Raw genomic sequence first — 14165 nt, forward strand, 5'->3', positions numbered from 1 at the left:
CAGCTGAAACCGGAAGAAGTGGAACTCACCGACGACGAGATCGCCCAGGCCGAGCAGCTCATCGACCGGCTGACCCGCGACGACCTGGAAGGCGACGACTTCACCGACCGGTACACGGAAGCCGTGGAGCAGCTCATCGAGGCAAAGCGGGAGAACCGTGAACCTCCCACAGCTGAGGAGCCTGAGACGCCGGGGCAGGTCGTCGACCTGATGGCCGCGCTCAAAGAGTCCGTGGCCAAGGCCAAGGCGTCCCGGGGCGAGGACGCCACCATCCACGACATGCCCAAGAAGAAACCGCAGCCAAAAGGACGACGGCCAAGAAGACGGCAAAGAAGCAGCCCGCCAAGAAGGCAGCCAAGAAGACGACAGCGCGGAAGCCGTGGCGCAGCGCCTGAACCTGCTGGGCATCCAGCAGCGTTTCGCTGTCTGGGCTGGCCCGGGCGGGCGCGTGGACGAGGCCACAGATGTCTGACACGCCGGGGCAGTTGCTCGTCAAGCTCACGGCAGGAACGTGATCACGAGGCAGGCTGATCGGAAAGTCACGATCGTCGCCGCCCCGGAGCTAGCGATCGCTGCGGTTCGCCGGTCGGCGAGTACATAGCGTCGTCGATGGGATGGCGGCTCGCCGGTCACGTCGTCTCAGGTTCGAACCGGAAGGCTTGCGCGATCATCGCGTAGTGGGCGGCGATCTCCAGCTGCCGGCTGCTGTTGATCGCAGAGTCCGGCGCTTCCGCTCGGGCGAGGAAGGCACGCGAACGCTGGAGGCAGTAGGAGCGCACCTCGTCATCAGATGCATCTTCGAAATCGAAGTCGAGTGCTGGCGCCTGGGTGAATTCGTCCCGCTGCCACGGACGCTTCTGTGTCATGGGCGTCATCCTCGCAGCCTCCTCCCGAAAGACGAGGACGGGCAGCTGCATGAGACGAAGATGATGGTCGAGGCTTCGGCCCCGTCTCTCCCGCCGCAGGGGACGGGAGAGGCGGGGCCAGTCTGCGGCGATGGTCAGAACGTGGCCGGGAGAGCCCAGCTTGGTCCGCAACCGGATCAGCGACCTGCAGGCCATGGCCTCCCAGCACCCCCTCGTCGCCGACCTCGCCCGCAACGTGCGGCTTGGGGCCGCCGTGCTCGAGGACGTGGAAGCACACGGAGCCACCGCCGACGTATGGGTGCCGCTTGCGGGTGGAGAGAGGCGCCCGTGGTCGGAACTGTGACTTCTTCAGCGCGAGCCCGAGGGTGCGGTGCCCAGATTCTCGGGGATGGCCCTGTGGGTTCGGGGCCAACTCGCGGGGTGATGGGGATCTTTGAATCTCCTCACCCTGTGCTGAGGATGGCCCCGGAGTTGCTCGCCTTGATTCCTCAGGCGTGCAAGTGCTGATCTGCGGGTGGATGCCGAACTTGAGGGCTGGCTCTTGGTCGGGTGGCTGGGTGGGCACGAGGGCTGGGACGGGGCGGTCTGGGGCCGGGTGGGGTCTCTCTCGTGGGCGGGAAGAGGTGGTGTGGGAGCGAGCTCAGGGTTCGATGGCGAGGTGTTCGATGAGGTCGTCGTGCAGCGTGAACCGATAGCGGAGATCGATGGTGCCGCCGGGGAAGTTGCCTTCGAGGTGGTGTGTGGCGATGTAGTGGGCCGTGTCGGTCTCCTGAGCGTTCGTGAGGTGGATGGTGTAGGTGAATTCGGTGGCGGATCGGTCCAGCCACCGCTCAATCGCGGCGCTGCCCTGGTAGGTGTTGCCGTCGTCGATCACTGTGGCGTCGTCGGTGAACGTCGTGACCGCGGTGGTGGTGTCGTGGGCGCGGTGCGCTGTGAGGTAGCGGGTGATCACCTCGGGCAGGTCGTCCGGGGTGATGGTCCGGGGCTGGTTGTCGTGCATGACGCTCCTGATGGGTGGTGGCGGGTTCAGACGGTGGGGGTGGTGCCGCCGTCGATGACGTGTTCGGCGCCGACGATGGCCGAGGCGCGGTCGGAAACGAGGAAGGCGACGAGCTCGGCAACTTCCTCGGGCTGGTTGGGACGGCCGAGCGGGATGCCTCCCAGGGAGTCCATGAGCCGGCCCAGCGCCGCTTCCTGGGTGATACCGGCGTCGTGGGCGATCCGGGCGACGAGGTTGTCGGCGGCCGAGGTCTGGACGAAGCCGGGTGAGACGGTGTTGACGCGGACGCCGTGGGGGGCGACCTCGTTGGCCAGTCCTTTGCTGTAGGTCGTCAGGGCGGCTTTGGCGGCGGCGTAGGCCAGGGTGCCGTTCCACAGCGGCATGCGGCGCTGGATCGAGGTGACGTGCACGATCGCGCCTCTGCCTTTGGCGATCATGTGCGGGAGGAGGGCGCGGTCCAGGCGGACGGCGGCCAGCAGATTCGTGTTCAGCTCCCTGGCCCAGTCGTCCTCGCCGAGCGCGGCGAATCCTCCTGCCGGTGCCTCGGAGCCGCCGAGGGTGTTGACCAGGATGTCGACGCCTGCCACGCGGGCGTCCACCTCGGAGGCGACGTGGGCGGCGCCCTGGGCGGTGGACAGGTCGGCGGCGATGAACGTCTTCTCCTCGACGTCGTCGGGGCGGCTGCGGGCGGTGACCAGCACGGTCGCGCCGACCTGGGCCAGGCGTCGGGCGATGGCGGCTCCGGTGCCCTTGGTGCCGCCGGTGACCAGAGCGCGTCGGCCTTCGAGGGATTCGCTGATGGATGTGGTCACGTTGTGCTCCCTTCCCGGGCGCGGGTATACGAGGCGCCGCCCCCATCTCGACTGCTAAAATAGAAGCCACTAACTTCGACTTTAGCAGTAACTGAGGGGATGGTCGCCGTGGCAAGCCGGATCAGGCTGGAGGACCGGGAGTGCCCGCTGTCCACGACGGTGGAACACGTCGGCGAGTGGTGGACACTGCTGATCCTCCACGACGCCTTCGACGGCTACACCCGCTTCGACCAGTTCCAGGAGAGCCTGGGCATCTCCTCCAGCATGCTCACCACCCGGCTGAAGACCCTGGTCGCGGACGGCCTGCTGGAGCGCCGGCCCTACCAGACCAGCCCTGTCCGGCACGAGTACGTCCTGACCGAACTCGGGCGCTCGCTGCGCCCGGTGATCGTCGCCCTGGCCGCGTGGGGCAATGCCCGCCTCACGGCGACGGAGCGCAGCATGATCCTCGTCGACGCGCACAGCGGCGAGGAAGTTGAGCCGGTCGTCGTCGACGCCAAAACCGGCCGCCGACTCGACGACAGCGCCGCCTACGTCTTCACCGCGGGCCCCGCAGCCAGCGACGCGATGCGCAACCGCTACACGGCACGACCGGCCACTCCCGCGGAAGAGGCGTAAGTAGGCCCGGAAGATTTTCGTACAGCCTTGAGCAGCGCTGCGAGCACGGGCCGCACCTGGCCGGCCTCACGGCACCGGCTTGTCGCTGGCGTGATACCTGCCAACCCTCCCCAGTCGTTGAGAACTGGATCAAGTTGGGCGAGGAGCAACACCGGTCGTTTCCAAGAATCCCCATCAGGGGTCGGTCTCGGCAGCCTGCTCCAGCAGAGCTCGTGCGGACCCCGCCTAGCGCATGGCCGTCTTCTCGTGAAGCCCGAACACCTCAGCAAGGTGGAGGGGGTCAGGGCCCTGGGCCATGGCCTCTTCGAGTTGTCGATCGACGCGGAGCCGTTCCAAAGTCGCCTCCTGGCCGCGCAGGGGCCCACGGATCCAGCGGTGACTGGCGCGACCGGTGCCCGTAGCGGTCTGGTTGTTGATCAGCAGGTGGACGTTGGCCGTGTTTGGCCAGCGCTCGCGCCGGTATTCCAGCCAGTCCAGCAGTAGTTTCAGGGTGAGATCGGCGACGGGCCGGACACGGCCGGCGATGGTCAGGCGGCGGTTCCCGATGTCGACATCGTCGAGCATGAGGGTGGCGATCTGGGCGACCCGGGCCGCGTGCACCGCCGCGAGAGCGAGGACAAGCCGGGCGGCAGGGGTGGTCGCCGCGGCAACGGAGCGGTCGATCTTGTCGGGTGCGAGCGGTTGGAGCACGCTGTACTCGATCTGGCCGACCTTGATACGGCTGGCCGGGTTGCGAAAGATCAGGCCGGACCGCTTGGCCCAGGCGAACAGTGAGCGCAGGGCGACCATCTCGTCCATGCGGTGGCGGCCGTGCACTGTCTTGGCATGGGCCAGCACGTCTTCGCGGGTCACCTCCCGCAGGTGGTCGTAGCGGTTCGACCACGCCAACAGCGCTGGGCGGGCCCGGTTGAGGTAGAGCCGGACCGTGGCTTGCTGCCGGGGCAGGCTGCGGGGGCCGCCGTCGCGCAGAACTCGGGTCCAGCGTTCGGCTTCCGCAGCGATGCCGGGGGCAATGCCTTCCAGACGCTCAGCGAGCCATTGCTCGAAGAAGGGTTCCTCGTCATCCAGGAAGATTCCCATCTCCTCAAGGACCGTGATGACGTGGCCAACCCGCAGGTCGAGGGCGCGGAGCGGGGTGAATATCTCGCTGTGGCGGATGACGTCGCCCTCGGTGTATCCGGTGAGCACGATGGCCAGGCCGCGGTTGACAGCGAAGCGGATGCCGCGTCCCCAGCCCCGAGCTTCGGCGAGTTGGTGGGCGAGGTGCTTCGCCCAGGCCAGCCAGGGGCTGGCCAGGTCGGCGGCGGCCGGGTCGAGCCGACCGTAGTCACGCGGAACCTGCTCGAACAGTGGCAGTTGCCTCCGACCGGTTCTCGGCCGTGAGCGCGACACGGGCGGCGGCCTGCGGGATGCTTCTCGCGCCTTGACGTGGCGCAGGGCGCTGAGAGCCGATCCTCTGCGGTAATGCAGTCCCACGAAGAAGAGCTGGTGATGGCGGACGGCCTGGAGCCACGGGGTCATCACCTCGCCGCTGACGGTCGGCATGCCGGTGGCGGTCCTAGCGTTGAGCCGGGCCTGGCACCAGCACAGACGGCAGTATCAGCGGCTGGACTCGCCGGCAGCCGATGCAGACGGCCGTTTCGTGGCTGCGGCTGATCATGTAGCAGGTGTGCCAGAGCCGACCGCGGAAGTCGCCCCAGGCCAGGCAACCTGGGCAGGAGCTGGTGGGCTTGACGTAGCCCTTCGGGAAGCGTGCCACCAGTTCACTCCGGTGGTAGCGACCGGCCGTCCCGGCGCTTGGGGATCACCGCCGGTGCGGCGGTCCCTGCACCGACCGCCGCTCGTTCCGTCTGCGCCTGCCCCGGGCGGCTGACCTTCTCCGGCTCGGGGATCAGCAGGTCGCCGATCTCACAGCCGAGGACGACACAGATGACGTCCAGGTCCTCCAACTTGAGCGAGACGGGCTGCCCGGACCACAGACCGGACATTTTCCCCGCCGAGATCACCAACCCGTGCTCGGCCAGGCTCCGCTGGAGCTCAGAAGCCTTCCAGACCCTTTTGTTCGCGGCGGTCAGCCGCAGGTTCCACCTCATCGGATCAGTCCTTCCAGCCGCTTCGCAGCCCGTTGCGTCCCGGCGACCCAGGCGTCCTCGACCCGGGTCTGCTGAACGTGGATGTATCGCATCGTCATGGCAATCCATGAATGTCCCAAAACCTCCTGGATCGCGAGCAAGTCCAGCCCTTTTACGTAGAGTTGGGACGCACAGAAATGCCGCAGAACATGTGGGGTCAGCTTCTCGCCCCAAGCGGACAGGTGCGCTTTGGCCGCGTCCTTGAGTCCACCTCGCAGGGCGTCGTCGCCAACCCGACGCGAGGAGCCGTCGGCGTTCTTCCGCTCGGAGGGAAACAGCGGGGCGCCGGGGCGGGTGTGGTCGTCGTCAAACTGGCCCCAGACGTCCTTGCGATGACGGATCCCGTCAACATCTGGTCGTTATCTAACCGCTCCTGCCTGATCCCCGGAGAGCGCCGAGCCAGAGGATACCCCTGTGCTCCGCGTGACGAACTCGTCGAAGTGCGCCCCCTCGTGAGCTCGCTTGTATGTCTATGGCGAAACCGTGCTCACATACGCAGCAATTACGCACGCAAGCCGCCTATGCGACCAGGTCCCGCAGGGGGCAGGATGACGGTCGCTTGAGCTCCGTAACGGCGATCATCTGCACATCCAGTGATGGTCCGACAAGCGAGTGATAGGGGGCGGTTGTGACTGTAGGGACATACCGTGTGGGAATTAATGGCTTCGCTTGTTTGAGCGAGACATGGGACGACGCACTGAATTGGGACGGCCAACACGACGAGGTCTACTTCCGGACGCTGACGAAGGTGGTAAGCAAGGACGGCTCGGTCGTGGCCACCTCAGATGACTCCAGCATGACCATGGGCGACGTACGGGGTTTAGGGGGGCGACTGCAGGTCGGAACAGCACGTGACTGGCTCGGGTCGCGGACCGGGGGCATCGTCACCGGTGACACCTTTCCCACCCCCACACCGCACCTGCGCAGTGTTGACCTCGAGACCAAAGAGCAGTCCGACCCCCGCCGGTACCCGCCGTACAAGATCTGGCAGGGAGAGCTCCGGCACAGCGATGACACCCTGGTGTTCCTGACGCCGACGCTCTGGGAGTGGGATCCGGGGCAGGGCGCAATAGATGGCTGGATCACCTGGCAGAAGAACGTCGATACACAGTTCGGGGCGCGCGCAAAGGACATCTTCGGCGGGATCTGGCCGGTGTCGCGGCCTGTCTTCGACGCGGTGTCACTCGGAATTCAGACCTTCGCCACGCTGGCAGGGCTTTGGTCGCCCTTCGGTCGTTCGATGCAGCGACCGATCGGGCTGCAACGTGACCCTAACCAGTCCGACGGGGCCCAGTTCAACCCAACCACCCTAGCCCTGAACTACGAAACCGCAGAGTATCTGTGCTCGCACAACATCAGTGGTCTCGGCAATGGCATTATCGCCATCCGCTGCGAAGATGACCCGTCTCTGCGTGGGCACTATGTGTTCTACGTTCAGGTCGACAAGCTTGGCGGGACCAACGAGTTCCCGGACGGGAGTGTCATCCGGGAGACGTCAAAGCCTGAGGTATACGTCCTCTTCGGCGGGGCCAAGTTCTGGGTACCCGATCCGGCCACGCTAGTCCGCCTATACGGCGGATGGGCTTCCGTGCGACAAGTACCTGATGGAACGCTGGCCAATGCAGAGATCGGTGACACCCCGGTCGACGGAACCCTGCTGAAGGAAGAGCACGCGCCGGCAGTGTGGCGGATGGAGAACAGGACGCGCCGCTGGGTGGTAAGTCCGACAGTCCTGGCACGCTATGGAGGCTGGGCTGCAGTGCGGACGGTTCCCGACAACGCGCTCGCACCGATTCCTAGCGGCTCCCCGCTGAGCAACTGATCCCTGCGTGGGCAAGGAATGAGTGCATTCGGAAAGGGAGCGGGCGGGAAGGTCATAGCCGACTTCTACGACGAAGGCTCCGAGCGTCAGACCGTCGTCCTGTACTTCCAGGACACCGGGCAGAAGAAGGAGATCAGCGTGCGCCTCGACGGGAACGCGGGCGCCGACGGCTGGCATGTCCTCATGGACGAACCGTCCATGAGGGAGGCCACGGCAGAGCCGACCTGGGCGCCCCAAACGCCAGGCGGCTCAGGATCGTCTCGCACCCGCTGACCCTCCCCTACCCCGCCACGGCGCCCTCGCATCCGTACCACGCAGTCCGGAGCCGCCGACCGGGGACGCACGGGGCTGTCGAGGTGGTGCGGGAGGTGAGGGCCTGGGCCGCTCGCGCGGCGGGTTTCCCATCAAGCTGCACCTGAGTGCGGACGGCCGCTGCCGCCCATTGTCCCTGGTCGTCACACCTGGACAGCGGGCGGACAGGGCCAGCGTCGCAATGTCCTCTGGTGGAGGCTTACAGGGGGAACGCGGATGACCGAATCGCGCGCACGATCACCCGCAGCTTCTCGGGATCGACTCTCGCAGCGCCTCGGCGTCCCACAGTCGATGCACGGCTGCGGAGCCCGAACCAGGCGATGAGGACGCTCGTCGCTGCATCCTCGGTCATCTCCTGACACCGTAGGAGGCTGTCGAGAATCAGGGGCCGAGTCGACCGTGCTTGCTCCTCGGACGACCGGACAGAAAGGTGGGCCAGCTCGTTGTAGTAGCCAGCGGCGCCGAGAGCACTCGTCGTCGCCACAGCTGCCGCTGCTCTTGCCCGGACCAGGTCCCCCAGCCGAAGCCAGCCGACGGCGAGCGACGCGAACAACGCGGAGCGTCGGTCGACATCGTCGACCTCCATGACGCGCTTGTGCAGAGCAAGCAGTCCGGGCCTGTCCACGGTGGTGCTCGTACACAAGGACACGAGGCTCTCGACCAATCGGAACTCCATCTTATCTGCGAGCGATTTGAACTCCTTGCTTGCCGTGCTGTGGTACATCACCTCGGCGATGCTCTCCCCTATGCCCACCAGCCAGGACTGACTGCGTTGCTCTCTGCCCACGTCGGCCAGAATCGTTTCAAAGGTGCGGTGTGAGGTCGCCGGGGCAGCAGCCTTGAGTCTGCGGGCTGTCTGCAACGCGGTCACGCAGTCGACGCGGTTGAGAGCGCGTGCGTTGACGGTGTCGAGCAGCGTCACGACCACGTCGGCGGCCGGCCCGCTGTGCATGGCTGCCGATGTTCCGTCCACCACACCTCGGAGGATGCCAAGAGCGTGTTCAGTCGCGGTGGTGGCGTCTGACTGGTTCTGCCACAGCCGCAGTACGTCTTGGCTCATCTTCGTAGCAGCGGCAGAGCCTGTTCCAGCCGCTCCGGCGATCCCAACGAGGTTGCCGATGAACGGCCAGCCGTCCTCGCTGTCGTCGGCGGACACCCGTTGAAATTCGCTTTCCAGGGCGTGAGCGAAGCGTCGCAGCGTGAGCTCTAGGTGTTCCTGCAGCAACGGGTGGGCCTTGGCGCGGTCGCTCCACAGCTGGCAGAGACCTATCTCGAAGGATGTCACCGCGTCGAGGGGTGCGATTCGGGGGAGCTGTCCGATCCATTTTCGGCCGAGATCACTCAGGCGGTCCGGATGAGCGGTGGCCAAACGGTCGACCATGAGGACAACGACTGCGCCTCGGTCCAGTTCGTCGAGGCTTTCCACCAGATCATTCCACCACCTGTCGGCGAGGTCTGGGTCGAACGAGCAGGCGGCCAGGCAGCAGTCCATTCTCGACTCCGCCTCGTCCGGTTCAGATCCCATCTCTTCCCACCGGGCGAGAACCTCCGCGCGGAGCAGGTCGGCAGATCCATCTGCCGCCAGGTTCGACCAGCGGTTCCGCCGGATCTCCCGCCAGTTCGGTGTCACGGCGAGTCGCCGATCCGCTTGCCTCTGGGCGCTGAGGTCCCTGGCCATTTCCAACGCCCACGGGGCTGAGACATAGGTGAGCAAGGGGACGAGCGCTTCGCGGAGGAGATCGGCCGCTCGTGGTCTGGGGTGTGCTGGCGGGCGTGATGACGATGGGCGCCTGTGGCTGAGTGCTTGGGCAACCTCCTCCGGAGACGTTGTCTCTCGGCGCCACATGGCCAGCGCACTTCTCCCTGCCGCATAGACGGTCCGCGCTTCGGTAATGGCGTTCAGGGAAGCCTCTACGTCCTTGGGGCGCTCCGGATGTGCTGCCGCTTCTCGGGCGTAGGCGAGATCTCCATCGAGGTTGTGCCGAGCCGTAATCTGTTCCACCCGAGCCCGCACCTCGTCCGTCGTCTGCTCCAGCCACGCGAGTCCCGTGGAAATGGGCGCGGCAGAGCGATCGACGAGGGAGGCATCGAGCGCACATGTGTCCAGCGCGACGGCGGCCATCTCAGCAAACTCCGGAAGCTGCAGTCGGTGGGCAAGCCATGCCAGATGCCCGTACGAGGATGCTCGTGGACTGTAGGCGCCGGCCTGGGGAAGCTCGGGCAGCGGGACGGTGTGCAGGGTTGTCGTGAGCGTTTCCCGTAAGGCGTCTGCCCATGGGCCGTCGAGGGACTCCATGAGGGTGAATTGGCCACCCAACGTGGCCGCGAGATTGTCGTACGCGGTGCCCTCAAGCCTGCTCGGCACCCTCACCCGTAGTGCCGACGCCGTTGCCGCTGTCGATGCGAACCATTTTCCCTCCGCGGTCGGCGCGGCTCGGGCGAAGACCTCCCACAGGGTGTCCACCAGACTCGCCACCCCGTGGGCGTAGCGTGGACGGGAAAGCCACGCCATGGTCGTGTCGGTGGCCCTCTTGCAGGTGTGGGCTGTCGGTTCCCGGGTCATGAGGGCTTTCAAAGTGTCCCGCCAGGCCGTGGCGACGTTGGGTAGATCAGGGCCGTCAGGGTAGAGACGGCTCGTCAGGGCCAAAGCGATGTCGGCGTCGAGTGCGGCAACACGGGCGAGAAAGTGAACAAGGGAATCCTCTACGGAGTCCCAGAGCGTGCCTTCTGCAAACCCGATTCCAGCAACCCGTTCCGGTCGGGGCTCGGTCCAGGGGCGCCGCAGCACGTCGCGGAGCAGCGTGAGCGCGGCTTCGGGCGCTTCGAGGTCCAGCAGCCTTTCGGTTGCCAGGAAACCTGAATACGGAAGCTTCATGCCGCCCGCCCTGCCGCGCTGCTCTACGGCAGCACGTGTGTCGCACAGGGCGAGAATGTAGGTTCCGGATTCCCATTCTTGACGTAGCTGTTCCTCGAGGTCCGCACCCCGGTCCAGCAGCGTGACAAGCAGAGCGTCACGGCCCAATTCGGCCGCCGCCCGCACACCGAGTCGGAGGGTGTCCAGCACCGCCGCCGAACCGAGGATCTCCCACTGGCGTCTCAGAAACGGACCCATGATCACCGAGGCGAGCCGATCGATCTGTCCTGCTTCAGCGAGGTGCCCGGCCATGTGTCGCAGCCCGTAGTCGGTCTCGGGCACCTCGCCGAGGGATGCTGCCAGACGCGCGTGATACTCCGCGGGGGGCCGGAGGGGCCGGGGGTTGCGGGACCGGTCCTGGGTCAGGAGGAACTCGCCGAACGAGCGGTGGTACAGAGCGAACGCCGCATCTCCGGAAACTGGCGTCCGCTCGATGAACTGCTCAAGGTTCCCCAGCACGTTGTCGACGGCCTGCTCGTCGGTGTCCGCCGCCGCCGCAAGTTCGTGCACACGGAGAGGAGCCCTTGCGGCTGCCAGCACGCCGAGAACGGGGGCGTACTCACTCTGCCATGCGACCCCAGCGCGCTCATGCAACCGCTCGGAGACCAGGTATCGGTAGATGCCCTCGAGGCTGGCTGGCAGTTCTGTCTTGTCGAGCGCCGGTGGAAGCAGCCCGTCACGTGCCGTCTCTTCCAGACCGTGGAGAAGATGGTGCAGGTAGAGGAAATTGCCGTTGCTGGCCTGCGCGACTTGGTGGGTGAACTGCGCTGGGGGGACGGCGATACGTGGCGCGCGCGTCACGGCGTTTGCGACGTCCTCGGTAGCGAACCGATGGTTCACGTAGCGCTCGGCGTCTTCCAGGCAGTGTTGGTGCGCGTCTTGCGCGTCCAGGTCAAGCCGTACGACGTCTGCTTCATGGGAAGGGGTAAAGCGATGGAGGTGCCGGCCCGGCCTGCTCGTCACGACCCACGTCAGATTCACTGGGCCTTCTGGGCCAAGGGGCAGGAGACGGCTCAGCGGCTCGCTCTCGTCCAGGCCGTCCACGACCACGCGGACGAGCGCGTTCGGCTGAAGCTCAGCCAGACGCCGCAACGGGTCCACAACGGCTTCCTGCGCGAGTCTGGACTCGGACATGGAGTCCACGACGTCTCGCAACTCCCCGATCCGGACGGCGGCTACCTCTCCCCTGACGTCAGCGGCGTCGACTGCGGCGTCAATCAGGACGCGTTTGAACGGAGACAGACACACAACGTCGATGTGTGCTCCGTATCCGGTGGCATCAGGGCCGAAGCTGTCGGCTGTGACACGGGCACGGAGCTGCACGTCCGGGCCGCCGAAGATGTCGGGGCCGAAAAGTGTCCGCAACTGCAGCCCGAGCGAGACGAGTACATTCTTGGGATCGGAGGCAACCGTGCTGTCGGTGCTGCCGGTTCTCAGGATGATGCACGGGCAGCGCCAGGCCAGTGCGAGCTGGGCGGCAAGTACCGTCTTCCCGCACCCTGGCTCCCCGACGACGACAACTGCGCCGGAGCCGACGGTCGTTCTCTCCGATGCTTCGACGGCGGATGAGATCCTTTGTTCCAACCACGGCCGTCGCATGGCCCACGGCACTGCTTGGAGCAGTTGCTGCGCGGGTGGTGCTGCGAAGTCGGGCACCATGCCGGGATCAGCCGATCGTGTCGGCGTCCAAGCCTGTCACACTGCCGTGTTCTTCCACTTTCCCGGCTTTGACTGTTGCCTCGACATTGCCGCCCGCGATGCGGCCGGCGCGCAGGGCCGTGACGGTGCCCGCGATGTCGTCGATCTCCAGGCGGCTGATCACCACGGGGCCGGAAGCATGCCGGTTCTCCCCCTTGAAGGTGATGCGCTGGCCGTACACGGCTTCCAGGGTCCGACGGAGGTTGTCCACTGCCGCAGCGAGTTCGGCGTCGTTGAGGTCAGGTTCGTCCAAGCCGCCCGCGAAATTGCCAAGTGCGGCGGCTGAGTGCCTGAGGGGTTCATGGAGGCGCTCCAGCACGTCGAAGTCGACTGTGGGGGCTTCCAGCCTTCCCGACAGCAGGCCCTCCGCTTGTGCCTGGTCCACAGGTACGGGGGCCTGAGCCTCCGCGTCCCTGCTGTCCTTCTTCGCTCGCCAGCGGTTCAGCACCTCGGTGGCCTGGTTGTAGAGGAACTTGATCCCCTCTACCGCTGCCGTGGCTCCCATAACGGCCAACGTGAACGGTTCAGCCATGTTCCCACCCCCGCGCTCGGTTTCCTGAAAAATAGCATCGCCCCCACCCAAACCGGGCGCCATTGCCCGGATATGAACGACTGAAATGCCCCTGGCTGGGTGCCAGTGGGTGCCCGGCTCGATGCTGTGCGAGGCCCGCCACCACAAAGGTGCCGACGGCCAGGGGCCGCCCCGATCATCACGACTGTTCGACGTCGAGCCGCGGGACGACCGCGGCCACCGGCCGATGAACTGTGAGGCTCGCCTCCGTGGACCGGGCGAGGTCAGCGGACGGCCGCTGATCGGCGGAGGTGGTCCACCAGGGCGAGGAAGAGGCAGAAGTTGGGGATGTCCTTCACCCACTTGCTCGACCAGGACAGCCACTTGCCTGACTTCCGCGGCGCCAGTACGCCGTTGTCGACGCGCACGTCCTCGATCTCCCTCCAGGTCACGGCACCGCGCTTGCGCGTCGCGACGCCGCCACGGTTGAGGGAGATGTCGCCGAAGGTGCGCTGCTGCCCCTTCTCCAGTATCCCAAGCATGCCCGGCAGCTGCGCTCCGGCGATCTCCTGCTGGATGAACGGGCCCCACCGCTCGGACCGGCGTACAAGCTGGTGACCTTCCGGACCGCGCCAAAGGCTCGGCTACGGCTGGTCGGTCACGAACCGGTCGGTCTGGGCGTCGTAGCGGGCCGCGGGGCGGAGTCCGAGCGCCTCGACGAGCGCGGCGGTGCGTTCGTCGGTGGCCGCCGGCCCCTTCAGGGCCGCCTCGCACAGCTTGAGGGCGGTGGGACTTCGCAACACCCGGGTAAGGAAGCCGAGTTCGGGAACGCGGCAAGAAGGGATCGAAAATCCACAGTGATGATGGCTGGGTGATCGCTTCGGACCTGACCCAAAAATCCACCGAACAACTCTGCCCCACACCTTGACGATCTATAGGAGCGTCCTCATCGTCGACCGACAGGGCCTGCCCCTGTCGATCGGCATCTCCGCCGCCAACCTTCACGACAGTCAGGCACTCATCCCCCTGGTCCGCGGCGTCCCCCCTATCCGCTCACGTCGCGGCCTGCGACGCCGGCGGCCCGGCAAGCTGCACGGAGACAAGGGCTACGACTACCGCCACCTGCGGCGATGGCTCGCTTCCCGCGGCATTCGGCATCACCTTGCCCGCAAGGGCATCGAGTCATCCCGGCGCCTGGGCCAGCATCGCTGGGTCGTGGAGCGGACCGTGTCCCGGCTTCGGATGCCGACGCCTCCACCGCCGCTACGAGCGCAAGCCGGAACACTTCCTCGCCTTCACCGCCATCGCCGCGGTCCTCATCTGCCACCGCAGACTGACCAAGTGACATGGCGTCTTGGGAACTGCGGCAAGTCGGATACGGTGAGCCGTAGTTGGTAGTTTCTGGAGTGCGAGACTGCGCTACCGTGGGTGCAGGTGGACGTCGCGGCGGGCGATCAGCCGTCCGACAGAACCGGCGCCC

At 66.4% G+C, this 14165-nt stretch carries 12 protein-coding genes and 4 pseudogenes; 6 read left to right on the forward strand and 10 right to left on the reverse strand.

Translation table 11 applies throughout. The annotated features are described in order from the left end of the window. A pseudogene (locus ACWD68_RS37910) lies at positions 1–531 on the forward strand (hypothetical protein); the annotation flags it as partial. Between the two features lie 98 nt (positions 532–629). On the opposite strand, the gene ACWD68_RS37915 reads toward ACWD68_RS37910, so the two are convergent. After that, complete coding sequence (locus ACWD68_RS37915) at positions 630–917, reverse strand: hypothetical protein (protein WP_451811014.1); 288 nt, start codon at positions 915–917, stop codon at positions 630–632. Between the two features lie 115 nt (positions 918–1032). On the opposite strand from ACWD68_RS37915, the pseudogene ACWD68_RS37920 reads away from it, so the two are divergent. Continuing rightward, a pseudogene (locus ACWD68_RS37920) lies at positions 1033–1209 on the forward strand (replication-relaxation family protein); the annotation flags it as partial. A gap of 297 nt (positions 1210–1506) precedes the next feature. Here the strand turns inward: ACWD68_RS37920 and ACWD68_RS37925 are convergent. Both ACWD68_RS37925 and ACWD68_RS37930 read right to left on the reverse strand, forming a co-directional pair. Beyond that, the gene (locus ACWD68_RS37925) at positions 1507–1866 is read right to left on the reverse strand and encodes a nuclear transport factor 2 family protein (protein WP_451811015.1); all 360 of its coding nucleotides are present in this window, start codon (positions 1864–1866) and stop codon (positions 1507–1509) included. A gap of 26 nt (positions 1867–1892) precedes the next feature. Further along, positions 1893–2678, reverse strand: a complete 786-nt coding sequence (locus ACWD68_RS37930; RefSeq protein WP_451811016.1) for an SDR family oxidoreductase — start codon at positions 2676–2678, stop codon at positions 1893–1895. Between the two features lie 99 nt (positions 2679–2777). On the opposite strand from ACWD68_RS37930, the gene ACWD68_RS37935 reads away from it, so the two are divergent. After that, a complete protein-coding gene (locus ACWD68_RS37935; protein ID WP_451811017.1) occupies positions 2778–3296 on the forward strand; it encodes a winged helix-turn-helix transcriptional regulator in 519 nt (172 codons plus the stop codon). Positions 3297–3521: 225 nt separating this feature from the next. Here ACWD68_RS37935 and ACWD68_RS37940 read toward each other — a convergent pair whose 3' ends face one another. From ACWD68_RS37940 to ACWD68_RS37950, 3 genes are all read right to left on the reverse strand, one after another. Next, positions 3522–4841 carry a hypothetical protein gene (locus ACWD68_RS37940; protein WP_451811018.1) on the reverse strand — a complete coding sequence of 440 codons (1320 nt, stop codon included), beginning with the start codon at positions 4839–4841 and terminating at the stop codon, positions 3522–3524. A gap of 218 nt (positions 4842–5059) precedes the next feature. Beyond that, a complete protein-coding gene (locus tag ACWD68_RS37945) occupies positions 5060–5389 on the reverse strand; it encodes a helix-turn-helix domain-containing protein (protein WP_451811019.1) in 330 nt (109 codons plus the stop codon). Then, the gene (locus ACWD68_RS37950) at positions 5386–5769 is read right to left on the reverse strand and encodes a tyrosine-type recombinase/integrase (RefSeq protein WP_451811034.1); all 384 of its coding nucleotides are present in this window, start codon (positions 5767–5769) and stop codon (positions 5386–5388) included. Before ACWD68_RS37950 ends, ACWD68_RS37945 begins: the two co-directional genes overlap by 4 nt. 332 nt (positions 5770–6101) lie before the next feature. On the opposite strand from ACWD68_RS37950, the gene ACWD68_RS37955 reads away from it, so the two are divergent. Both ACWD68_RS37955 and ACWD68_RS37960 read left to right on the forward strand, forming a co-directional pair. Next, the gene (locus ACWD68_RS37955) at positions 6102–7250 is read left to right on the forward strand and encodes a hypothetical protein (protein ID WP_451811020.1); all 1149 of its coding nucleotides are present in this window, start codon (positions 6102–6104) and stop codon (positions 7248–7250) included. Positions 7251–7268: 18 nt separating this feature from the next. Further along, positions 7269–7523 carry a hypothetical protein gene (locus ACWD68_RS37960; protein ID WP_451811021.1) on the forward strand — a complete coding sequence of 85 codons (255 nt, stop codon included), beginning with the start codon at positions 7269–7271 and terminating at the stop codon, positions 7521–7523. 238 nt (positions 7524–7761) lie between these two features. Here the strand turns inward: ACWD68_RS37960 and ACWD68_RS37965 are convergent, their stop codons facing one another. From ACWD68_RS37965 to ACWD68_RS37980, 4 genes and pseudogenes are all read right to left on the reverse strand, one after another. After that, positions 7762–12075, reverse strand: a complete 4314-nt coding sequence (locus tag ACWD68_RS37965; protein WP_451811022.1) for a hypothetical protein — start codon at positions 12073–12075, stop codon at positions 7762–7764. Between the two features lie 67 nt (positions 12076–12142). After that, complete coding sequence (locus tag ACWD68_RS37970; RefSeq protein ID WP_451811023.1) at positions 12143–12706, reverse strand: hypothetical protein; 564 nt, start codon at positions 12704–12706, stop codon at positions 12143–12145. Positions 12707–12969: 263 nt separating this feature from the next. After that, positions 12970–13275 (reverse strand): annotated as a pseudogene (locus ACWD68_RS37975) (DUF6585 family protein); the annotation flags it as partial. Positions 13276–13329: 54 nt separating this feature from the next. After that, positions 13330–13488, reverse strand: coding sequence for a hypothetical protein (locus ACWD68_RS37980; protein WP_451811024.1), 159 nt, complete (start codon positions 13486–13488; stop codon positions 13330–13332). Positions 13489–13630: 142 nt separating this feature from the next. Here ACWD68_RS37980 and ACWD68_RS37985 point away from each other — a divergent pair. After that, positions 13631–14030, forward strand: a pseudogene (locus ACWD68_RS37985) (IS5 family transposase); the annotation flags it as partial. Positions 14031–14165: the final 135 nt, after the last annotated feature.

This window comes from Streptomyces sp. NPDC005141 (assembly GCF_053599975.1).